The following is a 22951-nucleotide window of genomic DNA, read 5'->3' on the forward strand; positions in this document are numbered from 1 at the left end:
AGGAGGCGGAACGGCTCGCCCGGCGGCTGTCCGGTGCCTGACCCTCAGCACGGCGCGAGCGCGGGCACGGCGCAGGCGCGCTCGACCGCCTCCTCGAACCGGGAGCGCCAGCGCTCGGCGTCGTCGTGCAGCCGCGGGGTGAGCCCGCAGTCGCCGCCGAGCACGGCGACGAGCCGTCCCGCGATCCAGCCGGCCGCGGGCTCGGCGGGCGCGACGGTGAGCACCTGCAGGTAGCAGGCCGCCAGCTCCGCCCCGGCTCGTCGTCGGCGGGTCGCCTCGTTGGCCGTCCGGACCGCCGCGGCCAGCCGGTCGGCGTACGAGGCGGCGGCCGCCGGGGACGTCGTGGTCACGGCCCGCGCCGCGACCTCCAGCACGGTGGCGCGCTCCCGGGCGGGCGTCTCCGGATCCAGCAGGGCCAGCCGGCGGTGCAGCCGCGGCAGGGCGGCGCCGCCCTGCTCAAGTCCGGAACGGCACAGGGCCCGCACCTCCCGTCCGGCCAAGCCCTTCGTCTCGCGCTCGACGAGCATCAGCGCCGTACAGGTCGTCCTGCGCCGGTACCGGCGGCGGGCCTGCACGAGGTCGTGGCCGCGGGCGCGGGCCAGCGCCAGCAGCTCCGCCGGCCGCAGCCCGACCGGGCTGATCGGCGCGGGCAGCAGGCGGTCCCGAGTCAGGGCCAGCAGCGCCAGCGTCTCCGCGTTGCGGTGCACCAGCGCGGCCGCGGCGCGCAGCCACGGGTCTCCGACGGCCGGTGGCACGGGTTCCGCCGCGAGCAGAGCCCCCTGTGCGAGGAAGAGCGCGAGTCCCGTGCCGGGAAGGGGTTCGTCACCACGCATACCGAACGCCTTTCCGATCTCCCCGCCGGCGATGCCGGGTGCCCGCGAGGCACCCGGCCTGTGGGATCGAGCATGAGCCCGGCCGCCTGGCCGGAGCGCCCATTCCAACAAACGATCTGATCCTTAGAATCCCTGGTGAAGCAGGACCGCTCGGTGGACGCTTTCATTTTCCGGTGAACAGATCATGGGGGCGTCATGTGCGAGGAGCGCTTGGCGGAGATCGACGCTCTGCTGGCCGAGCTTCCGGAAGCGGAGAAGGGACTGCGTGCCCGTTTGCTGCTGGAGGAAGGCGTCCTGCGCGCCGATCTGATATTGCGTCTCCATCCCGACGATCACGCCGACCGCGCTCCCGCGACCGCCGGGTCCGTCGCGGCAGCGATCGACGCGCTGGCCGCCGGGACCGCCGAGACGGTCGACGGCCCCGGTTCCGGCCGCACGGCCGGGCTGCTGCGCCTCGGCGTCCTGCACTTCGTACGGTTCCATGCCTTCGACGGGCCTCCCGGGGACCTCGACCGCGCCGCGGCGGCCCTCGACGAGGTGGCGGACGCCCCGGACGCCACCGAACCCGAAGAGGCTCTGGCCGGGCTTCTCCTCGGCAACCTGCTCATCGCCCGGCACCTCCCCCGCGAGTTGCGGGCGGGCGCCGGCGAGGGTGGAGGGCCCGGGCTCAACGCCATGTTCCCGCTCTTCGCCGGCTTCACGTTCGACGCCGCCGCCGGCGGCTCCGACGTCGAGCGCGCGGTCGAACTCCTGGAGCGCCAGGCGTCGAGCGCCTTCTGGCCGCCGCAACTGCGCGCCACCGCCCGGGTGACGGCGCGCTGCGGCCGGATCCTGCTCGGCGACCTGGCCCAGGGCATCGCGTTGCTGGGCGACATGCTGACCGATCCGGACGCGCTGGCGATGCTGGGCGGCACGGCCGCCGAGCAGGACGCGCTCCGGATCTGGGTGGCCGCCGAGCAGGCGGCGCTGGACGGCCGGCCCGATCGGCTGGAGCCGGTGCTGGCCGAGGCCCGCCGCCTGCTCGGCCATCTGGACCCCGGCGCGCCGATGGCGGCGCCGCTGGCGCATCTGCTGGGCAGCCGGGCGCTCACGGCCGACGCGGCGGACGCGGCCGTCGCCCTCCTGTCACGCGCCTACGCCGAGACCGCCGCAGACCATCCGTTCCATCTGCTGATCCAGGACCTCTACAGCCGCGCAGCACTCCAGGCGGCGCTGGAGGACCCCGGCACGGCACCGGACTTCGCCGGTGTCGACGCAGCCGTCGAACCGGCGGAGCGGTTGCTGGCCGAGACCCTGGAACGCGGTGCCGACGCCCCCGACCTCGGGCGGGCCGAGCTGATGTCCGGAATCGGCCTGGCGCTGCGCTCCATCCGCGCCGGCGCCGAGGCGGACCGTCGCGCGGCGCTCGCCCGGCTCACCGAGGCGCTCGGCCACCTCCCCGAGGACGACCCGGTCCGTCCGGCCGGGGTCGCGATGGCCGGAGCACTGCTCGCCGAGGCCGGCATCGTCCACGGCGCGCTCCAGAACTCCGCCGCTGGACGGGCCTTCCTGGCGGACGCCGAACGGCTGCTCCAGGATCGAGCCGACGACTCACCCGAGGCGCTAGCGATGCTCGGTCCCGCCGTCGTCTTCATCGCCCAGGACGCCTGGGAGCGCGGCGACGCGGACGCGCTCCGCACCACGCTGGGGCAGGCCGCGAGCACACTCGACCGGCTGCCGGCGGGCCACCGTGCCCTGCCCCTGATGGAGGCGGTGGCAGCGCTCGTCCGGCTCCGGTTGGCGCAGAGCACCGGCGACGCGGACGAACTCCGCGCTGCCCTCGACGAGTTCTCGGCCGTCGCGGAGGGGGACGGTCCGGGCGACGAGGAACCGCTCCGCGAAGCGCTCGCGGGACTGGCCGCGTGCGCCGACATCGTCCGCGCCCTCCTCGACGGGGACACCGCACAACTCGAATCGGCGCTGGAGCGGCTCACCGGCACCGCAGGCACGGTGCACTTCGCCGCTACGCTGAGGGCTCCGCTGCTGGCGGCCCTGACACTGGCCCGGCTGGCCGGTGATCCCGCCGATCTGGAGGCCGTGCTCCGCCTGGCGCGGGAGGCGTTGGATCTGATGACGCCCGACTCGGGCACGGCCCTCGCCGGTGACCTGCTGGTCGCCGTCGCCGAGGCGCTGCGCGCCCACGGCCGCTCCCCCGCCGAGCGCGCCGAAGCCGTCGGCTTCGGGCTGCGCGCGCTGCGCGCCCGCGCCCGCGAGGTCCTCCTGCAGGTCGGAGCGGAGGACGGGATCGTCCGGGCCAGGGCCGCCGGCGTCCTCGCCCAGCGGATCGCCGCCTGGGCACTGGAGGACGGCCGCCTCGACGACGCGGTGGCCGCGCTCGAACTGGGCCGCGGGCAGGTCCGGCACGCCGCGCTGTCGTTCGGCACGATCCCGGACCGCCTCCGGTCCGCCGGGCGGCCCGACCTGGCCGACCGGCTCGCCGCGCACCCGCCGCGCCCGTTCGCGCACGTCCCGGCCCTCGACGAGGTCATCGGCGCGATGACCGGCGGCGCCCTGGCCGCCGACCTCCACCGCGAGGCGCTGGACGTCCTCGCCGATCGGCCCGAGACCGACCGGCTGCTGCCGCCTCCTGCGCTCGCCGATCTGCGCGCGGCCCTGGACGCGGCCGGCGCCGACGCGCTCGTGTACCTGCTCAGCGCGCCGGGGACGGGCTGGGCGCTCCTGGTCCCGGCGGACGAGGCGGCCGGGCCGAGCGCGATCCGGCTGCGGCCGCTCGCCGAGGAGGCGCTCGAACCGGTGCGGGCGTTCGCCGCCGCCCACGACGTGCGCCGCGGCGACCGGCCGGACGACGGCGCCTGGCACGGCGCCGTCGGCACCGTCTGCGACTGGGCCTGGCCCGGGCTGATGGAGGAGGTGCTGGCCGGCTGCGCGGGCGCGGCGGGCGGCCGGATCCCGCGGATCGTCCTCGCGCCGACCGGGATGCTCGGCCTCGTCCCCTGGCACGCGGCCCGGTACGCGACGGACGGCGGGCCGCGCCACCTCTGCCAGGACGCCGTCGTCTCCTACGCCGCGTCAGGGCGGCAGCTCGTCGCGGGCGCGGCGGCGCGCCGGCCGGCGTCGGCCCCGCGGACGGTGCTGGTGGGAGACCCCGACGACAGTCCCGGACGGGATCTCCGGGACGCGGAGACCGAGGTGCTGGAACTGCGCCGCGCCTTCTATCCCGGTGCGCGGGTGTTCGGGCAGGTGGACGTCCCGGACGGGGAGCGGGCCTCGGTGCCGGCCGTCCGCGCCGCGCTCCGGACCGCGACGCGGGTGCACTGCGCCTCCCACGCGGTCGCGCTCGAAAACCCGACGGACTCGGCGATCCTGCTCGCCCCCGACGGCACGGGCGACGGCCGGCTGCGGGTGGCGGGGCTGCTCGACCCGCTGGAACCCGGTTGCCCGCACTGCGCCCTGCTGGTGCTGAGCTCGTGCGAGTCGGACCTGGCCGCGGCCCACTACGACGAGGCGCTCACCCTCGCCACCGCGTTCCTGGTGGCGGGAGTGTCGGAGGTCATCGGCTCGCGGTGGCTGGTCGGCGACCAGGCCACGGCGGTGATGATGTTCGTGCTGCACGAGGAGATGGCCTACGGACTGCCCCCCGCGGACGCGCTCAACGCGGCGCAGCAGTGGATGGCCGACCCCGGGCGCTGCGTGGAGCGGCTCCCTCCGGCGCTGCGGAGCCTGCTCGCCTGGCAGCGGGCGCCGCTGGACTCGCCCGGGCACTGGGCGGCCTTCACCCACCAGGGGCTCCCCGCCGCGACGGCCGGCTAGAGCCGCCGCGCGATGCGGCCGGCCGCGCCCTTCCAAGAATCCGGAAACGGCGTTGGAACGACTCGAAGCCTTCCAAGAAGTGCCGCATAATTTGGAACAATCCCTCGCCGCACGACCGGGGAATCATGCCTCGGCAATGGATGCGTCGAGTATTCTCAATTGAAATTGCCTATCGGTGCCCGGGACGATGATGTTCTGTTGGAAAAGCCTTGCGAGAACCGCCGGAGACGCCGAGTTCGATGGGGACGCGGAGCTGCTCGCGCTGCTTCCGCCCCGCTCGCCGGTCTCCGGGCCGTTCCGCTTTCCCGCCGTCGCCGAGTGGATCGGGCCGCGCACCGGCCCGATGTTCGCCGATCCGCCTCCCGCCATCTCGCCGGACGTCCCGCGCCTGCCCCCTCGGGTGACGGCCGGGCCGCGGTTCATCGCGCGTCCCTTCGGACGCCGGCTTCTGGACGAATCCGCTCTCCAGGCCCGCCGGGCGGGGCTTGGCACGCACGACAAGGAGCACGGCGATGGCTGAGCCGACACCCCGCGGCCGAGCACCGCACACCGATCCCCGCGGGAGCGGGCCGCCCCCGCGGATCCGCACGCCGCTGATCTGGTTCTCCGGCGCCGATCCGGAGATCCTGGCGAAGTCCCCGGGGGACCGGGCGCGCTACACCGGCATGGGCAGCGCGGTGCTGTTCACCGCCGCGATGGGCGGCCTGTCGATGTGCGTCGCGATGCGGATGGCCCTGCACCTGCCGCTCGCCGCCGCGGTGCCGGTCGCCGCCGGATGGTTCCTCGGTATCGCCGGCCTGGACCGCTGGCTGGTCAGCTCGATGGACAAGCCGTCCGGCGACACGGACGACTCGGACACCTGGGACGCGCCGGCCCCGGCACGCCACCCCGCCTGGCTCGCCGTCCCGCGGCTCGTCCTGGCGATGCTGTTCGGCCTGGTGATCTCGACCCCCCTCACGCTGCTGATCTTCGACTCGGAGATCAAGCCGGAGATCCAGAAGATCCACCAGCAGGAGTGGGACGAGCACACCCACGTGACGCAGACCGGCTCGTCCGGCGTGACGATCAAGAATCTGCAGGCGCGGAAGGCGCAACTGCAGGAGGTCGTCAACAGCGGGGGAAGGAGCGGCGACCCCGCGGTCAGCAACGGTGACGTGCTCGCCTACGACAGGCAGCTGGGCGACCTGCAGCACCGGTACGACGGTGAGATGATGAAGGCGGCCTGCGAGAGCGACGGCGAGAACAAGGGCGGCGACTGCTCCGGCACCTCCGGCAGGAGCGGCTGCGCGAGCCTGTGCCAGTCCCACCGGAGCGCCGCGGCGCGGCTGCGCTCGCAGATGGAGGGCATCAAGAAGCAGCGCGCGGCCCTCGTGAGCCGCCTCCGGCGCCAGGACACCGCCACCGTCAAGGAGCGCCTCGACCAGGCCACCCGGGACCTCGGCAAGGTCGACCAGCAGTTGACCGCGCTCCAGCAGGGCCAGGCCGACATCGACGCGAAGTGGCGCAAGGAGAACCAGGACAACGAGGGCCTCCTGATCCGCATGGAGGCGCTGGACCGGGCGGCCAAGGGGCACGGGACGCTGCAGGCGTCCAGGGCCGTGCTGTTCCTCTTCTTCACCGCGATCGAGTGCCTGCCGGTCATCGTCAAGCTGATGATGAGCGGCGGGGCCTACGAGGCGCTGGCCCGGGAGCGCAGGAAGCGCGACGAGGTCAACGGCAAGCGCGAGATGAAGGTCCGCGACCGCGTCGACGCCCAGCGGTACGAGGACGAGATGTACCACGCCGACCGGCTGCGGGCGGCGCGGCGGTCCATCATCGACGATCTCGTCGAGGAGACCTCGGTGCTGGAGAAGGACGTCGCCCGGCGGCTCCTGCACTGGTGGCACCTGCGGGCGACGGGCCGGCTGCCGGCCCCGCCGGCCCAGGCCCTGCCCGGTGGGCCGTCACCCGCGCCGCCGCTCGCGCCGCAGGCCGCCGACATGTTCCGGCCCGCGGCGCCTCCGGGCCCGGCCCCCGCGAGCCCGGCGCCGTTCGCCCCCCAGGCCTACCCTCCGCCGCCGTCCGGGCGGGCGGAGCACTCACCGAGCACCATCCAGGTGCCGTCCACGAACGCCCCGGCGTCCGACGCCGGGCAGGGCGCCGCTCCGGGCATCGGCGGGCTGCCGCACATGGACGTGGTCCCCTCCGGGGCGGGGGCGCCGGGTTCCGCTCCGGCCGCCGGGACGCCGGGCGGCCGCGGAGCGGCGACACCGGACCATGAGAACGGCCGGCGCCGCGGAGGCAACTGAGACCCGGATCCGAGCAGGAAGGCGGCGCGCTGACGCCATGGACGAGACGCACGAGATGCTGAACATCGCGGAGACCTGCACCGGCACGCGGGCCCTCGGCCCCGGGCTGCGGGCGGTCGCCTGGACCCAGGGCTGCCCGTTCCGGTGCCGGGGCTGCCTCGCGCCGGACTGGATCGAACAGAGGCCGGCGCGGGCGATGACGCCCGCAGGCCTCGCCGCGGAGCTGCTGACCGACCCGGACGTCACCGGGCTCACGTTCTCCGGCGGCGAGCCGATGGAGCAGGCCGCCGGGCTCGCCGAGACGGCCCGGCTCGCCCGTGCGGACCGCGACCTGACGCTGGTCTGCTTCACCGGATACCGCCTGGAGGACCTGCGCGGCAGGCCCGGCCCGGAGGCGCTGCTGGCGCAGGTGGACGTGCTGATCGACGGCCGGTACGTGGACGTCCTCGACGACGACCGGGGGATGCGCGGCAGCTCGAACCAGCGCGTCCACCGGCTCACCGGGCGGATGGCCGGATTCGACTTCGCGACCGGCGCGCGCCGCGCCGAGATCAGGCTGCGGACCGCCGACGCCCTGCTCGTCGGCGTGCCGTCCGAGACCGTACGGGGCGCCTGGCGGCGGATCGGGCGCCCATGAGCTGCACCGGCCACATCGCGAGAGGACTCACCGTGAGCGGAGCCAAGACGATCAGCGTCGACCAGGGCGCCTGGCGGCAGGCCCAGCGGGCCGCCAAGGACCTCGCGCAGGTTCGCCGCGACATGCCGCGGCTGCTCGACAACGTCCGGCAGCAGACGCGGGCGGACCTCGATCGCGCCGTGTCCGCGGTGAACCGCCGCCAGGACCGGACGGACCGCACGCTGCGGGCGCTGAGCGACCACACCCGCGACCTCGAACGGCGCACCAGCGCGCGGCTCCGCGAGCAGGCGGGCCAGATCCGCGCGGTGAAGGCGGAGACCAAGCGGCTCGGCCGCGAGATCGACCGGGAGCGGGCGGAGCGGCGCCGCGAGATCGGCATGCTCGACGCGCGCATCACCGACATCACCGAACGCCGCGACCGGGCGTCCCGGCAGGCGCTCGCGCTGTTCGAGGACGCCAAGACCATGGCGGCCGCCATCGGGGAGCTGCCGCACGAGCGCTTCGCGCCCGGCCGCCTCCGGAAGCTGGAGCAGCGGCTCGCGCAGACCGTCTCCACCCTCAACGAGCAGGACCCCGCGTTCTCGCTCAGCCTCGTGCACGACCTCTACTTCGACCTCAGCGACCTGCGCGTGGACGTCGAGGAGGCCGCGGCCGAGTGGAACCAGGCCCGCTTCCAGGCGCTGGAGGCGCTGCGCGCCGCCGACGGGGCCGCGGGCTCGAACGCGCGGGTCCCGATGCGCGGTACGGACGGCGCCGAGCTCCAGGGCGCCGACATGGACGTCGACTTCTGGACCGACGGGGAGCTGGTCGGGCTGCTCGACCGGATCCGCGCGCAGGCCGGTGTCGTCGTCGACGACGACTGCCCGCTGACCGTGGACCAGTTGCGCGAGATCGTGCAGCGGGACGCGCCCGCTTACGAGCAGGAGCTCACCGGCCTGCTGGAGCGCGCCTGGACCCGGGTGCTGGCGTCGCAGCAGCGCGCCAACACCGCGGAGGTCGCCATCGCCGCGTTCGAACAGCAGGGCTACAGGCTGGACGACGAGACATGGGAGGGCGAGGACTTCCGGGGCGCCCACTACAGCAAGATGGTGGCGCCGCTCGGCGGCAGCGAGATCGTCGTCGAGATCGCTCCGGACGGCGACGACGGCATGGCGATCAAGCTGCTGTCCTACGACCAGGACCCGTCCGAGACCCGCCGCCACCAGCGCACCGACGTCCTGCTGGGCGTCCTGCGCGAGTCCGGCATCCCGGTGGGCGCGCCGCGCGACCGCGGCACCGAGCCCACCCCCGCGGAGGGGGACCTGGACGCGATCCGCAGGCGGCAGCGGCGTGCCGGCTGAGGCTCCGGTCGTCGCCGCCCGGCTCGGCCCGCTGCACCGGGCGGCCAGGAACGGCGACCCGACCTTCCTGCTGTACGGGCCGGGGGTCCAGGACGTCTTCGTGGACGCCGCCCTGCGCCGCAGCGACCTGTCCCAGGCACTGCACGAGGCGCTGACCGCCGCGGGCTTCGGCCGGGTCGTGTTCTTCAACCTGGACACGATGCTGACCGTGCGCGCCGAGTCGTCACGGCTCGCCGGACGGGACGCGTCGCGGGCGCGCGGGGACGGGGAGGACGCCCCGGCGGCCCGCGGCGGCAAGCGCATCCGGGGACCGATGGGCTTCTACCAGGTGAGCACGCGTCCCGCGGCCGGCGACCGGGCGGCGCCCCCGCCGTCGCGGTCCGCGCCGGTGGCGATGACCGACGAGTCCGCCCTCGACGCGATCACCGGCCTGATGCGCGACGCGACGCTCCGCACGGCCATCGTCCTGGAGAACGTCGAGGTGCTGGAGCGGCATCTCAGCGGGCTCCGGCAGCTCGCCGTCTCGCTCGACTCGTGGCTCGGCGGCAGGCACGGCGCCGGCAACGCCTGCGTCCTCGTGTTCGTCAAGGAGCATCTCGCCGACGTCGAGCGGTTCGCCGCGCAGAGCCGGAACCTGCCCGGCCTCCTGCAGTCGGCGATCGCCGCGGAGAAGGGGCGCGGCTCGCCCGGCCTCATCGGGCCGCCGGAGGAGGCCGAGCTGGCCGGGCTGGTGCACCGGGCCAGGCTGCTGGAGAACCTGGAGATCGGTGACTGGAGCGCGCTGGCCCAGACGGTGCGGCTGATGGCGCGCGAGCGCGGCCCGCTGCGTGCCTGGGAGAACACGCTGGCCCGGCTCGCCGCCGACCGCGTCCCGCTCGACACCGCCCGGCTGCGCGCCGAGGGCCGGATCACCGGCCCCGACCTCGGCGCGGGCACCGTATGGGACCGCCTCGCGGAGCTGCGCGGCCTGGACACGGTGCGGGACGCCCTGGAGGGGCTGCGGTGGCGTCCGCCGCAGGGCAGGGAGAAGAGCGCCCTCCACATGGTGTTCACCGGCAACCCCGGCACCGGCAAGACCACGGTGGCGCGCCTGGTGGGGGACATCATGCTCGACCTCGGGCTGCTGCGCAGCGGTCACGTCGTCGAAGCCGACGCCGGCCGGCTGGTGGGGCAGTACGTCGGCGAGACCGCCGTGAAGACGAACCGCGTCATCGACGAGGCCCTCGACGGCGTGCTGTTCATCGACGAGGCGTACGGCCTGAGCGACCAGGCCGAGGGCGGCTTCGGCAGCGAGGCGATCACCGTGCTGCTGCAGCGGATGGAGAACGAGCGGGACCGGCTGGTGGTCATCGTCGCCGGCTACACGCGGGAGATCGGCGAGTTCCTGCGCACCAACCCGGGCCTGGCGAGCCGGTTCCCGCAGGAGTTCCGGCTGGAGTTCCCCGACTACGAACCAGGCGTCCTGCTGGAGATCGCACGGGCCGGGTTCAGCGACCTCGGGCTGAGCGCGGGCGAGGAGTTCGGACCGGCGCTCGAAGGGGTCGTCGCGCGGATGCACCGGCACCGTTCGGCCCGGTTCGGGAACGCGCGGGAGATGCGCGCCCTCGTGCAGGACACCGGTGCCCGCTGGGCCCGGCGGGTGCGCGACCAGCGGGACCTGCCGCTGCTCCCCGAGGACCTGCCGCCCGAGCACCTGCGGGCCGCCGGGGCACCGCCCCCGCTCGCCGACCTGCTCGGCCCGCTCGAGGCGATGACAGGGCTGCGGCAGGTGAAGGACGCGATCCGCGGCATGGTGCTCCGGCTGGAGCTGAACCGCAGGCGCGGCCAGGGCGAGATCGTCGCCCCGCACATGGCCTTCCTCGGCCCGCCCGGCACCGGCAAGACGACCGTGGCGCGGGAGATCGGCACCATCCTGCACCGCCTCGGGCTGCTGAGCCGCGGCCACGTCGTCGACGTCGGGCGCTCGAAGCTCGTCGGCGGTTACGTCGGGCAGTCCGCGATCCGCACCGAGGAGCGGATCGAGGAGGCCGACGGCGGGGTGCTGTTCATCGACGAGGCCTACAGCCTGGCGCAGGGCGGCGAGAACGACTTCGGGCGCGAGGTCATCGACACGCTCGTCCCGGCGATGGAGAACCGGCGCGGGCGCTTCGTGGTGATCCTGGCCGGCTACACCGCCGACATGCAGCGGATGATGGCGCTGAACCAGGGCCTGGCGTCCCGGGTGACGCTGCACGTGGAGTTCCCGCCGTACGAACGCGAGGAGCTGGTGGAGATCTTCACGGCGCTCGCCGGGTCCCGCGGCTACACGCTCGGCCCCGGCGTCACCGGGCGCTTGCGCACCTGGTTCGGCACGGCGATGGCGATGCCCGACTTCGGCAACGGCCGGGCCGCCCGGGTCCTGCTCGACGAGATCGAGACCCGGCTCGCCGAACGGGTCGCGGCCGCCCCGGACACCGACGCCGACCTGATCCTGCCCGAGGACGTGCCCGGTGACTGAAGCCCCTTCCGGCCCGCCAGGGACCGCCGTCCGCTGCCCCGTCTGCTGCCTGCCCGCGGGCACCGGCGACGCCTGCGGCGACTGCGGCTGGATGCTGCGGACCCCGTGGAGCCTCGGCGCGACCGACCGCGCGGACTTCGAGTCCCGCCTCGGCGCGGCGCGGCTCGCCGTGGACCTGCGGGCCGCGGCCCGGCTCGGCGGCGACTGGCGCGACCGCGCCGCGTTGCTGCGCGGCGTCCCCGACGACGCCGCCTGGGCCGCGGCGCGCGACGCCGTCCGGGTCGAGCACCGGCCCGCCGGACCGGTGCTGGCGGACGGGCTCGCCCGCCTCCCGCACGGCGAGCCGCTGGCCGTGATCGAGGTCACCGCCGACGGGGTGACGGCGAGGCTGGTGGACGAGCGGGCGCAGGCCGGGGAGCCCGTCCGGAGCCGCCGCTGGACGGAACTGCTGCCCATGCTCTCCGCCGACCCCGGCGAGCGGGAGTTCCAGCTCGCGGGCGGCACCCGCGGGATGGACCGGTCGGCCGTCGAACCGGAGCTGGCGGCGGCGCTGGCGACGTGGGCCGCCCCGCTGCCGCCCGCCCGGGCCGCGATCTGCCGGCTGCCCGGCCTCCCGCTGCCCGAGCTCGCCGCCGGGCTGCTCGCGGACGAGACCGCGGCCGAGCCCGGCGACCTCGCCGCACAGCTCGACGAGGTCGCCGCGGTACTGCCGATCCGCACCGGCTACGGCCTGCTCGTCGCCCACATCGGCCCCGCGCCCGAGCAGGTCACGCCCGCGCTGAGCGAGATGCTCGCGGCCGGCTCGCACCGCGGCGACGCCGCCACGCTGACCGTCTACCGGGCGCCGGGCACGAGCCCGCCGACCACCCTGGCCGTCTGCACGGTCGAGTCGCCGCCGCGGCTCGTCGCCGCCTGGCGGGCGACCCTGCCCACCGGCCCGGTCGCGGTCCGCGCGGAGCTCGACGGCCCCGCCCGGGTGCGCCTGACCGGTCCCACCGGCCTGGCCCCCGAACCGCGGGAGCTGGACGGCATCCTGGACGGCCTGCCGACCTGGTTCCGGCCGCCGCCGCCGCGCCTGGAGCTCGTCTGCCTGCTGGAGCTGAACGGCCCGGCCGCCGCGGTGGCGGGGCGGCGGGAGCTGCTGGACGGTCTCCTCGGCGTCCTGGCGGAGGAGACGGGAGACCGCGTCGAGACGGCCGTCATCGGCTACGCCGACCACTACGTCCGCGGCCGGACGAACCTGGACGTGGTGCACGGCACCGGCCTGAAGCCGCCCGCGGACACCCGCACGGCACTGGCCCGGCTCCCGGCGCCCGTCGAACCCTACGACCGCGCCGCCGCGCCGCTGGAGGACGCGCTCGCGCTGCTCGCCGCCCAGGACCCGTCCAGCACCGCCCCCCGGATCCTGCTGGTCGTCGCGGGCCGCCACCCGCATCCGGTCGGGACCGACCGGGGCGGGCGAGGCCCCACCGCCTGCCCCGGGCACATCGACGCGTCGGCGGCGCTCGCCCGCGCTCCCGCCGGCCACCGTGTCGCCGTCCTGGACACGGTCCCCGACGGGGAACCCGCCGCGATCTGGCGGGCGCTCGGCGAGCACGGGCTGCTCGGCCTCGCCGACACCACGCCGCGGAACCTGGCGGTGGTTCTCGGCCTGCTGCCCGCCTCCCCGATCCCGTTCTCCGTCCCGCTAGCACATCCGCTCTGAGAGGCGGCGCGCCATGACCGTCCCACCGCAGTACCAGCCGTTCCCGGACGACGAACCGGACGAGGAGGCCGTTCAGACGCCGGGGGACAGGTTCCCCGCACCGCCGCCCTGGGGAGGCGGCAGTGCCGGCACGGCCGCGCCGCCCGGTCCGTACATGCCTTCTCGCGCGGGGTATCCGCCCCCGGAGACCGCAGCGGGACGCGGCCGTGAACCCCAGGCCGCCGAGGCCGGGGGCTCACCGGAGCAGAGCATCGAGCCGCGCGACTCCGACGAGGTCCTCGCCGGCCGCATCGGCATCCTCGGCCCGACCGGCTGCGGGAAGACGACCTTCCTCGGCGCGATCCGCGTCGCTCTGGAGCAGCGGCAGGCGGGGCTCATCCTCGGGGCCGACGAGGAGTCGCGGAGGTTCCTCGCCGAGGCGGCCGACCGGCTCATGCGCCAAGGGATCTTCTTCAACTCGACCCGCGGGCTGTCGCCGAACTACTCGTTCCAGATCCGGATCCAGCGGAAGAACATGCTGGTCTCCACCCCCTGGCGGCACAAGCGGGTGGCGAAGACGGCGTTGGTGTCCCTGGACGTCCTCGACGCCCCCGGAGGCATGTTCAGGACCGATGTCCGCGACGCCGAGCCGAGCGACCCGAACGGGCGGCAGCCGAGCAGCTACTCGACCGCCGACCGGGAGCGGCTGGCGGCCCACCTCGCCGCCAGCCGGAGCCTGATCCTGCTGGTCGACCCCGTACGCGAGGCGACCGAGAACGACTCCTACGACTACTTCCAGCAGATCATCCTGGAGATCGCCGCGCGGGCGCGGTTCCGCAAGAACGAGCTGCACCTGCCGCACCATCTGGCGGTCTGCGTCACGAAGTTCGACCATCCGCTCGTGTACAACACGGTCGACCAGCACGGCCTGCACATCGAGTGGCGCGGCGAACAGGAGTGCCCCTGGGCGCCGCCGAGCACCGCGCGGGAGTACTTCGACGTGCTCTGCGAGGAAGCCCGCCCGAACACCCTGCCGGGCGACCTCAACAGCACGCGGCGGCTGAGGGACATCATCAGGCAGTACTTCAGCCCGGAGCGCACCAGGTTCTTCCTGACGTCGGCGGTGGGCTTCCGCACCGACCCGCGGACCGGCCGGTTCATGTCGACGGCGCCGGAGAACGTCACCTACCAGAGGTACGAGGGCGGAGACCGCGAATGGCTGCTCGGCACGGCGCGCCCGGTGAACGTCCTGGAGCCGTTGATGTGGCTCGTCCAGCAGCAGTTCAAGGACCAGGAGAAGGGACGGTGACCGGCGTGCCCGTCGCCTGGGCCGTCCTCGGCAAGGACAAGGGCAGCTACGACGACTACAGCATTACCTCGGGCGGCGGCGGCCTGTCCGGCAAGCAGCTTCCCGTGGTCTTCGCGGAGCTGTCGTCGCTGGGGGAGCCGTCCGCCGCGGAGGCCGGCCCCGGCGCCCTCCCGTGGATCGTGTTCACCGCCGTCCGCGCCGGCGGGCGGGACTACATCGGACTGGGCGTCCAGCACTGGACGCCGGACTGCGACGCGATGGGCCGGCCCATCATGGCCTGCGCCTTCTACTACGTGCCGTATGAGGAGGCCCGCAACCGGAGGGTGTCCTACCGCGAACTGCTCTCGGCGGTCCAGGGCGCTCCGCTGCCCGACGACGGCTCCGCTTTGCGCGCCGGCCTGGCGGGCACCGCTCCGGAGAGGCTCGCCGAGACCATCGGCCTGCTGGGCTTCGATCGGGTCGCGGCCGCGGCCGCCCTGCTCCTGGAGCGGCCCGTCACGGTGACCCGAGCCGAACACCTGACCACCGACCAGCGGCTGTCGTTCATGGACGCGGTGGCCGCCCTGCTGCCGCACGGCTGGCGGACCCGGTTCTCCGCCGCGACCTGGAACGAGGCCGCCGAGGTCCGGATCGGGCTGGCGTTCGGCGCGTCCTGCCGGCCCGGCTCCCTCGAACTGGACTGGCAGGACCCGGGCGCGCCGCCGCCCGCGGCCGCGCCCCGCGCCGCCGCCTACCTCGCCTGGCTGCACGAGCTGGTCGGGCCCCGGGCCTGGACGCACGCCCGGCTCGTCGCGGCGCTCGCCCGCCGCGGGGCGCCCATGTTCGACGACGAGCCGGAGACGGCCGTCGCGATCCTGCGGGACCTGGACTGGCCGGAGACCGTCCACCGCGCCGTCCAGGCCGGGACGGCCGCCCACGGCGACATCGTCGCGTTGTTCGCCGGGAGACGCCACCGGGAGTACGCGGACTCCGCGACGACCATGCGGATGTTCGACGCGCTCGTCGACGCCGCCGACCCGGACGAGCTCCCCCTGGTCGCCGAGCTGTGGCACGAGTGCGGCGGCGGACAGGCGGCCCTCGTCCGCAACGCCCGCAGGCGGCTGTGGCGGGAGCCCCCCGGAACCGACCTGGACGCGTATGCCCGGACGGCCGACCGGATCGGCCTCACGGACGCCTTCCTCGCCGGGCTGATCACCGCACCGGACCCTCCGTACGAGAGCACCGGTGGAGAGGCCGTCCTCGCCGCGCTGCTGAAGAAGCACCGCCCGCCTGCCACAGGCCTCGTGCCGAAGGCGCTGGGCGCCCACACGTCCGTGCTGGCCGAACTCCTGCTCGCGCTCACCCCCGCCTTGCCCTCGAACCGGCAGGCATGGCTCGCCGCGGTCGAGCCGTACGCGCCGGAGACGCTGCTCGGCGCGTTCCGTGCGCTCTGGGACGGACGGCCGCCCGCACCCGCGGCCTTCGACGAGCTCGCACGGTCCGGTGACCTGTGCGTGCCGGCCGTCCTGCGGACGGCCGCCCGGTGCCGGATCCTCGGTCCCACGCTGGAGGCGTTCGGCGACTGGCTGATGGCCGGCGTCGGCGGCACGGCTTCCGGCCAGGGAACCAGCGGCTGGACCGCACTGCTGACCGGGCTGGAATGCGCGACGCCCGCGGAGAAGGGCACCATCGACGGACTGCTCATCTGGCTCGGCGACGAACCCCGCCACCTCGCCGAAAGCGGGAGCGAGTCCACCTACTTCGCGGCCTTCCACACCGTATGCTCCGCGCCCGCCGGCCTGGACGGACGCCCCCGGATGTACGGCGCCCTGCGCGCCTTCCTCGCACGGTACGCGTGGGTCGCCGACCAGGCCCCCGCCGTGGTCCACCTCGTGCGGAACACACTCGACGGCGATCCGGCGATAGCCCGCACCGTGCTGCTTGGCCGGTCGGTGGCACCGCGTCTCGACGGCATCGCCGCCTTCAACGAATGGCGGGAAGGCATCCTCACCGTCCACCCCACGCTCCGCGAGGAGGAACCCTTGCTGCTCGTCCGCAACGTCCGTCCCGACGCGCCTCCGGAGGTCGTCGGCGAAGTCTGTGCCGAGGCACTCCACCGAGGGCTCCAGCCGGCCCAGGTGTGCGATGAGGTCATCGCCGCGGGATGGCGGCTGAGCGGGGACCGGCTGATTCCGATGCTGGACCAGGTCGCCAGCACCCTGATGAGATCCGGCCGTTCGCGCGACGCGGCGACCTCTGCCGCGTTGGAGCTGGGCCGCGGCCTCCTGCTGCGGTGCTCTCCGGAACTGGCCCGGGAGATACGGCAGCACGCCGTCTGGTACGCCCTACGCGAGACCCACTACCGGCTGGAGACGGTTCGCGCCCTCACCGAGATTCCGGGCCGGAGGCGCAGGCACCCGATCGAGCGCGGCGCCCGTCGTGAACTCCGCCGGCTGGCGCGCGCCGGCGGCCGCCTCGCCAGGCCGGGCCTTCCCCTCCGGCGGCGCGCATGACGGCGGACCCGCCGAGCCTGAGCCGCGCCGCGGTCCTGGACCTCGATGAGGACACGACGACGCTCGTCGACGGCGCCTCCCGTCAAACGTGGCCGACGCCCGGTCCCCCCGGCGCCACCGACCGGCCCACGGTCCTCGTGCGCACACCGCACGGGCCGAGCCCAGAGCAGCTCGAATCCCGGTACCGCACCACGCATCGCAGCGTGTACGGCGTAGGCCGGTTCGCGGCCTGCGTCGCGGCCGCGGCACGGCGCGGCGTCACCGGCGATATCGAGATCTGCGACCTGAGCTGGACGTCCACCCGCCTCGCGCGCGCCGGTACGGACGGAACGCAGATCACCGTCGGCGCGCACCGCGAAGTGCCCGAGCTCAGCGGTGACGCCTTCACCGACGGCCTCGTCACCGACTCCGCGGCACGCACCGGAGTGCGCGACGCGCTCACCACCGACACCGCGTTCCTCGTGGAGGCCTGCGAGCAGGCGGCCACGGATCCGGTGTTCCGCGACGTCCAGGTGGTGGCCGTGGCCGGGACGGCGATCACGGCCGGTGCCCTGCTGGACGCGCTCGCCGCGTTCCGCAAGGGACTCGGTCCCCTGCTGGCCGCACCGGGCGAGGCCGCGCACACGATGCTCGCCGGTGCCTTCGCCGCGTTCCCGCCGCTCGCCCGGATCGTCGCCGAGGAGACCGGGCGGATGCCCCTCGTCGTCCCCGGCGCCGTCGTGGAAGGCGCCCTCCTGCTCGCGGCGGGCGCCTACACCGGACCGGACGGGCCGCGCGCGAGCGTCCGGCTCCCGCTGCACCGCCGCGAAGCCGGCCTCCCGGTGGACCTGCTCGTCGCGCTGCCCCACGACGTCGGCGAGTACGCGTCCCTCGACGGCACCGACCTGTACGTGGCGAAGGGCGGCGCCACGGACGGCCTGCCGCTGGGGAACGCGCTGCAGTTGCACGTGGACGGGACGCCCCTGGAGGTCGACGTCGCCGACGTCCCCGCCGGGCGCTACCGCCTCGGCGTGCGGCACGCCCCCGGCGGCGGGCCGTTGCTGGCCCTGGCCGGCGACGGCGCGACCGCCCCAGTCCTCCTCCCCCTCACCGAGCGGAGCGCACGGCGATGACCGATGCCATCACGACGTCCGGCACCGAGCGGCTGCGCGCCCTCGGCGCCCTCATCACCGAGATCGCCGGCCAGGCCGAGGCGTGCGGCGACCGCGCCGCCGGGCTCCGCTTCGTCGGCGAGCTGAACAAGGCGCTCGGCGACCTGCCCGCCCTGCTCACCGCGAGCCGCGCGCTCCTGGACCGCACCGACCTCGGGCCGGTGCTCGCGTCGCGGCTCACCGGCATCTGGGACGAGGTGGCCGAACGGCGCGCGGAGCTGGCCGAGGCGGAGAAGGTCATGGCACGGCTCGCGCCGGCGCTCGCCGAACTGGAGGAGGTCAAGACGCGGCACGCCGAGCTCACCGCCCGGATCGCCGACGTCCGGCGGCTCGACATGCTGAAGGACGAGGTCGAGTCGCTGCGCGCCGGGCAGCGCGACCTGGAGCGCCGCCGGGACGAGCTGGCCGGGGTGGCCGCGGCCGAACGCGACCTCGCCGAGGCCGCCGCCGGCGCCGGAACCCGGGCCGCGCTGCGGCTGGCGGAGCTGGACGAGGAGACCCGGCGGGCCGTCACCCGGGCCGACCGGCTCACCGCGGAGATCACCGAGGCCGAGGACCGGCTGGCCGCGCAGCGCGGCCGGAGCGCCACCCTGGAATCCGACCTGGCCGCCCTGTACGCGCAGTTCGCCGAGCTGGAGAACGCCGCCGAACAGGTGATCCCCCGCATCGACGCGCACCGCCGCGCCGATCAGGACCTGTGCGCCGCCCTCGGACTCGGACCGCTGACCAAGGGCCCCGCCCTGGACCACATCCGGACCGTGCTGGCCGAACTGGCCGAGCGGCTCGACCAGACCGACCAGGCGCTCCGCGAGGCCCTGCGCGCCCGCGACGACGAGCACGCGGCGGCCCGGAAGCCGGCGAGCCTGTTCTGAGCGGCTCTAGGGATAGGCGACGCGGCGCCGGTCCTGATCCACCCAGCGCAGGTAGGTCCACAGCAGATGCAGAAGGCCGACCGCCCCAGGGATGAGGTACGGAAGCCAGCCGGTCACCAGCGACAGGACGAGGACCACGAACAACAGCAGCATCCCCGCCCGGGCGAAACCACGCGTCCGGAACGCCTCGACAGGCGCCAAGACCAACCGGGCGACCCTGGGCAGCAGCGCGCAATCGGGGTGGTAACGGCGTCCCATGGAGAACGCCAGCGCGCACTCCGCCGCCCATTCGGCCAGGCAGACGAACCCGACGACGAGCGACACGGACCCACGCTGCTCGTCGGAGACCAGAAGGACCAGCAGAAAAGCCCACCACAACAGACTGACCACCGACATCCCGGCGACCGCCCAGAACATCGCCCCGACCCGCCCCTGCTGCGGTGAGCCAAGCGCCGGACGGGCCTGCCCGCGCCGCGTGCGAGGCGGCATGACTCCCCCCTGCGCGTTCCCGACCGCTTCTTCGCGACCTTCCTGCGCCTCCCACGTCTGCCGGACCCCCTCAGCCGCCCGCTCGGCGTCAGCCCGCGCCTCGGGAAGCGACATCAGCGCGGCCAGCAGAAGCAAGGGATCGGTACCGGCCGCCCGCAACTGCCGCTCGAACCAGGGAAGCCGGACCGGCAGCCCGGACAGCGCCGCCCCGAGCTCCCGATCGAGCCGCCGCGCCGCCCGCGCCTCGTCCACGGCGATGTTCAGCAGCTGGACGGGAAGCATGCGCTCGTCCTCCAGCGCCCCGGCGAGCGCCGGCCGCTCGCCGGTCAGCCGATGCCGCACGTGCTCCCAGCGCCGCTCCGCGTCCAGCCGCCTCTGCTCGATCTCGGCGAGACCCTCGCCGCCCGGAGCGCCGGTGAACCGCCTGAGCACTCCGTGCTCGACGATCTCCATCACCCAGTCGTGAGCCACCTCATCGTCCCGGCCCCGGCCCCGCAGCGCGTGCCGGGTGAGATTCCACAGCTCACCCGGACCGAGCACCCCACCCCCATAGACCGGCTCGGCACCAGGCGCCATATAGCGAAGGACGGCCAACAACCGGACATTGACCGGATCCTGCGAGGCAAGCTCCGACAGCGCGTCCTCACGCCTGGGATCGAACCGTTCCCGAGACCGCGCCTCGATGAACTGCCTCAACAATTGCGCGGGCTGCCCCGCCGGGTTCCGGAGTTGCCCAGCGGCGTCAGCCCAGTTCGCCGTGAAAGCCGTGGCAAGAGCCGACGTTTCGGTATAGACCTCGCCCCGGAACGGGAACACGATCTGGCCCTGGCTTCCCGCCCGTCCGTCCTGGAATCCCACAGCACCGCTCTCGCTCCCGGGCTCCTGGTCAGGATCCTGTGGTGTGCCCACACGTGCCCCCTCGCCGGGCTCTGGGTTCGCGCCCGTCCCGCAACCGGCAGATCCCCCGAGTATCTGTCCCTGCGCTCCGCCGTCCCCCGCATTCCACGATTCCGGACACACACTTGGAGCGAATGACCGCCCCCACGCGCTCAAGGCGGGGAAATCTCGGCATCGTCCGTCCGTGCTGCCTGGCCGGATAGCGGAGGGTCGGTGGGAATCGCGAGCTGAACGCTCGCGGGATCAGGACGACGATGCATCGCTCCCGCGTAGGCGGCGAGGGCCCGGATGATGTTGGGTCTCTCCGCCGACGGCGCGTCCCGAAGAGCCATGAAGGTGATGGCGATATCGCGGACGCATGTGAAGGCATAGCGGATCGCTACAGGAGCGGTGATGAAGGCGGCTGCGTAGAACCACTCTGCGCCGGAGAGCATCGGACGGACGTCCCTCTCTCCTGATCGAGGGAGGGCATAGCGCCTCAGCTCGACCAGGTGATAGCCACATCTACCTGTTCGAACCGAGTCGCCAACCGGTACGTCCTTCGGTCTGACTTCCTCTGACGATGAGCTGACCCTGCTCACGCCCTTGGGACCAAGATATGGCTCCCGTTACGCCCGTTGGGCCCTCCCTGGGACCCCTAAGCCGCACTCGCGCCGGTTGACTTGAGTCCGACCACCCCGAGACAGGCACTCACTCTGATTGCCTCGCTAAAGACGATACGCGACCCCTCCGTCCCCTGGGAGAGCTGCTTCAAGATTCTTGAGCGTGCCCCCAGAACAACGAGCGACACCACCCGACTCGACACCGCCAAGGGTGGAACCGCAGGCACGCCACGCTCTCGCGGGTGACCGACGGGCGGCTCGCCGACGGTTCCGGTCTGGCAGCGCGTTCCCGTGTGCCTGCTCACCACCGACCGCGCCTCCGACAGGCACGGACGATGGCCCTGCTGTACCTGCCGGACGGCGACCACATCGTCGCCTCGCGGGCCGGGACGAGTGGTACCTGAACATCTGCGACGGCCCCAAGTGCGGGTCCAGCCGGCCCGGCTCCCGCAGCCGATAGTGCGCACACCGCCAAGGGCGAGGAGCGCGCCGATCTGTAGCGTCGGAGCCCTCAGCCTTACGCCAAGCCGAAGGCGAGGGCAACCACCTCACTAGCGGCCCAACGAGGTCCTCAGCCCTACCCGCCAACCGCCACCGCCGCTCCGAGGAGGACTAGGACGTCGACAAGATCGCTGCCGGCACCACACAACGCCCGAGGGCGTGCGGCGATCGACGGACCGGTGCTGCCACCGATCCGCTCCTACGGCACAGCACGGCCACGATGGCACACACGGCTGGGGTGACGAACATGCCCAGGCACTCCGCCGAAGCGACCAAAGCGACTTCCATGCGGTCCTGTCGAAGGAGTAAGCGAAGCAGGCCGCCGAGCCGACCTGCGGGGCTCCTCCTGCGTCACCACCACCGGAGCCTCCAGACGGTGGCCGAGGAGGCGACCGCCGAGGACACACAGTGTGCTTCGTGCAGCCACGGCTTCGAAACGCACCTACGGGGATGCGTCGCGCGACACATCCCCGCAGGTAGATGGCGGAGGATCGGGGATTTGAACCCCGGATGGGCGGTAAACCCAAACCGCATTAGCAGAGCGCCGTAACCCGTCCACAGGGGGTGGCCGCGTGCCACAAAGTCCACTGAAAAGCGGACATGCGGCCACCCCATCCACCAAGATCCAATGCACTTCCAGGCCGTTTGGCCACACCATGGCCACACCAGCGAGCCTCAATTCCGGAACCACCACCCGATCACATGACCACGAAGCGATCAGTCACTCACAGTCACACGTGAGAGGCGTCTCAGGAACACCACGCGGATCCCGCTTGCACGCGAGATCAGCAAGCTTGGCGACGTCGAGGGACCATCCCCGCGTGCGCGGGGAGCAGCGCGTCTACGGCGGCGGCGTCTCCGACGCCAAGGGACCATCCCCGTATGCGAGGGGAGCGGTGATTCGCTTGGCTTGCCATCTGCGGGCCTCGGGGACCATCCCCGCGCGCGGGGAGCAGTGGAACGGGAGCTCATCCCCTTTTGCGTGGATGGGACCATCCCCGCGTGCGCGGGGAGCAGCGCGACCGACAGCTCGGTCAGCATCGCCAGCCGGGACCATCCCCGTGTGCGCGGGGAGCAGATCGGGATGCGGCAGGACATCACCTACAAGATGGGACCATCCCCGCGTGCGCGGGGAGCAGTTCGGGGCAAGGGCGGGAAGATTCCGGAGATCGGGACCATCCCCGCGTGCGCGGGGAGCAGATCGACCACCGCGACTCGCACGTGGCGCGGACGGGACCATCCCCGCGTGCGCGGGGAGCAGGTCGTGCCTCATTCGAACTCGACCTTCTCCTAGGGATTATCCCCGCGTGCGCGGGGAGCAGTGCTGCCTGACCGCCCCCGCCCCGCCAGAATGGGGACCATCCCCGCGTGCGCGGGGAGCAGTCACAACGAGAGGAAAGACAGATGACCGACCTGGGACCATCCCCGCGTGCGCGGGGAGCAGCGTGTGGAGGTGTGGGCCTGCCCGCGCGTGCAGGGACCATCCCCGCGTGCGCGGGGAGCAGGTCTGGGCGTCGCCGCCGCCCCACTGGCAGGCGGGACCATCCCC

Annotated in this window: 14 protein-coding genes and 1 CRISPR repeat array (1 of these 15 cut by a window edge); of the genes, 11 read left to right on the forward strand and 3 right to left on the reverse strand. The window is 73.9% G+C overall.

The genetic code is table 11. The features are described from left to right. Positions 1 to 44 precede the first annotated feature (44 nt). Positions 45 to 833: a hypothetical protein gene (locus E1300_RS00005; RefSeq protein WP_131754745.1), complete on the reverse strand. Its 789-nt coding sequence runs from the start codon at positions 831 to 833 to the stop codon at positions 45 to 47. A 210-nt stretch (positions 834 to 1043) separates the two neighbouring features. Between E1300_RS00005 and E1300_RS00010 the strand changes: the two genes are divergently transcribed. From E1300_RS00010 to E1300_RS00060, 11 genes are all read left to right on the forward strand, one after another. Then, positions 1044 to 4643 carry a CHAT domain-containing protein gene (locus E1300_RS00010; protein WP_131754746.1) on the forward strand — a complete coding sequence of 1200 codons (3600 nt, stop codon included), beginning with the start codon at positions 1044 to 1046 and terminating at the stop codon, positions 4641 to 4643. A gap of 175 nt (positions 4644 to 4818) precedes the next feature. Continuing rightward, positions 4819 to 5163, forward strand: a complete 345-nt coding sequence (locus E1300_RS00015) for a hypothetical protein (RefSeq protein WP_131754747.1) — start codon at positions 4819 to 4821, stop codon at positions 5161 to 5163. Next, complete coding sequence (locus tag E1300_RS00020) at positions 5156 to 6931, forward strand: DUF4407 domain-containing protein (RefSeq protein WP_131754748.1); 1776 nt, start codon at positions 5156 to 5158, stop codon at positions 6929 to 6931. The genes E1300_RS00015 and E1300_RS00020 overlap by 8 nt, the downstream gene beginning before the upstream one ends. A 37-nt stretch (positions 6932 to 6968) precedes the next feature. Next, the gene (locus E1300_RS00025) at positions 6969 to 7568 is read left to right on the forward strand and encodes a 4Fe-4S single cluster domain-containing protein (RefSeq protein ID WP_131754749.1); all 600 of its coding nucleotides are present in this window, start codon (positions 6969 to 6971) and stop codon (positions 7566 to 7568) included. A gap of 32 nt (positions 7569 to 7600) precedes the next feature. Further along, on the forward strand, positions 7601 to 8908 hold the full coding sequence (locus E1300_RS00030; protein ID WP_131754750.1) for a hypothetical protein: 1308 nt from the start codon (positions 7601 to 7603) through the stop codon (positions 8906 to 8908). Continuing rightward, complete coding sequence (locus E1300_RS00035; protein ID WP_131754751.1) at positions 8898 to 11405, forward strand: AAA family ATPase; 2508 nt, start codon at positions 8898 to 8900, stop codon at positions 11403 to 11405. The genes E1300_RS00030 and E1300_RS00035 overlap by 11 nt, the downstream gene beginning before the upstream one ends. Then, positions 11398 to 13110: a hypothetical protein gene (locus E1300_RS00040; protein ID WP_131754752.1), complete on the forward strand. Its 1713-nt coding sequence runs from the start codon at positions 11398 to 11400 to the stop codon at positions 13108 to 13110. Before E1300_RS00035 ends, E1300_RS00040 begins: the two co-directional genes overlap by 8 nt. Before the next feature lie 13 nt (positions 13111 to 13123). Beyond that, the gene (locus E1300_RS00045; RefSeq protein ID WP_131754753.1) at positions 13124 to 14398 is read left to right on the forward strand and encodes a P-loop NTPase family protein; all 1275 of its coding nucleotides are present in this window, start codon (positions 13124 to 13126) and stop codon (positions 14396 to 14398) included. Next, on the forward strand, positions 14395 to 16890 hold the full coding sequence (locus tag E1300_RS00050; RefSeq protein WP_131754754.1) for a hypothetical protein: 2496 nt from the start codon (positions 14395 to 14397) through the stop codon (positions 16888 to 16890). The genes E1300_RS00045 and E1300_RS00050 overlap by 4 nt, the downstream gene beginning before the upstream one ends. Further along, the gene (locus tag E1300_RS00055; protein WP_131754755.1) at positions 16887 to 18002 is read left to right on the forward strand and encodes a hypothetical protein; all 1116 of its coding nucleotides are present in this window, start codon (positions 16887 to 16889) and stop codon (positions 18000 to 18002) included. The genes E1300_RS00050 and E1300_RS00055 overlap by 4 nt, the downstream gene beginning before the upstream one ends. Further along, positions 17999 to 18913, forward strand: coding sequence for a coiled-coil domain-containing protein (locus E1300_RS00060; RefSeq protein WP_131754756.1), 915 nt, complete (start codon positions 17999 to 18001; stop codon positions 18911 to 18913). The genes E1300_RS00055 and E1300_RS00060 overlap by 4 nt, the downstream gene beginning before the upstream one ends. A 6-nt stretch (positions 18914 to 18919) precedes the next feature. Here E1300_RS00060 and E1300_RS00065 read toward each other — a convergent pair whose 3' ends face one another. Further along, the gene (locus E1300_RS00065) at positions 18920 to 20260 is read right to left on the reverse strand and encodes a hypothetical protein (protein WP_131754757.1); all 1341 of its coding nucleotides are present in this window, start codon (positions 20258 to 20260) and stop codon (positions 18920 to 18922) included. A gap of 191 nt (positions 20261 to 20451) precedes the next feature. After that, complete coding sequence (locus E1300_RS00070) at positions 20452 to 20733, reverse strand: hypothetical protein (RefSeq protein ID WP_131754758.1); 282 nt, start codon at positions 20731 to 20733, stop codon at positions 20452 to 20454. A gap of 1657 nt (positions 20734 to 22390) precedes the next feature. Then, positions 22391 to 22951: a CRISPR direct-repeat array (repeat unit 29 nt; unit sequence GGGACCATCCCCGCGTGCGCGGGGAGCAG); it runs 749 nt beyond the window's last position.

The sequence above is a fragment of the Actinomadura fibrosa genome, assembly GCF_900659615.1.
In the GTDB taxonomy this organism is placed as follows: domain Bacteria; phylum Actinomycetota; class Actinomycetes; order Streptosporangiales; family Streptosporangiaceae; genus Spirillospora; species Spirillospora fibrosa.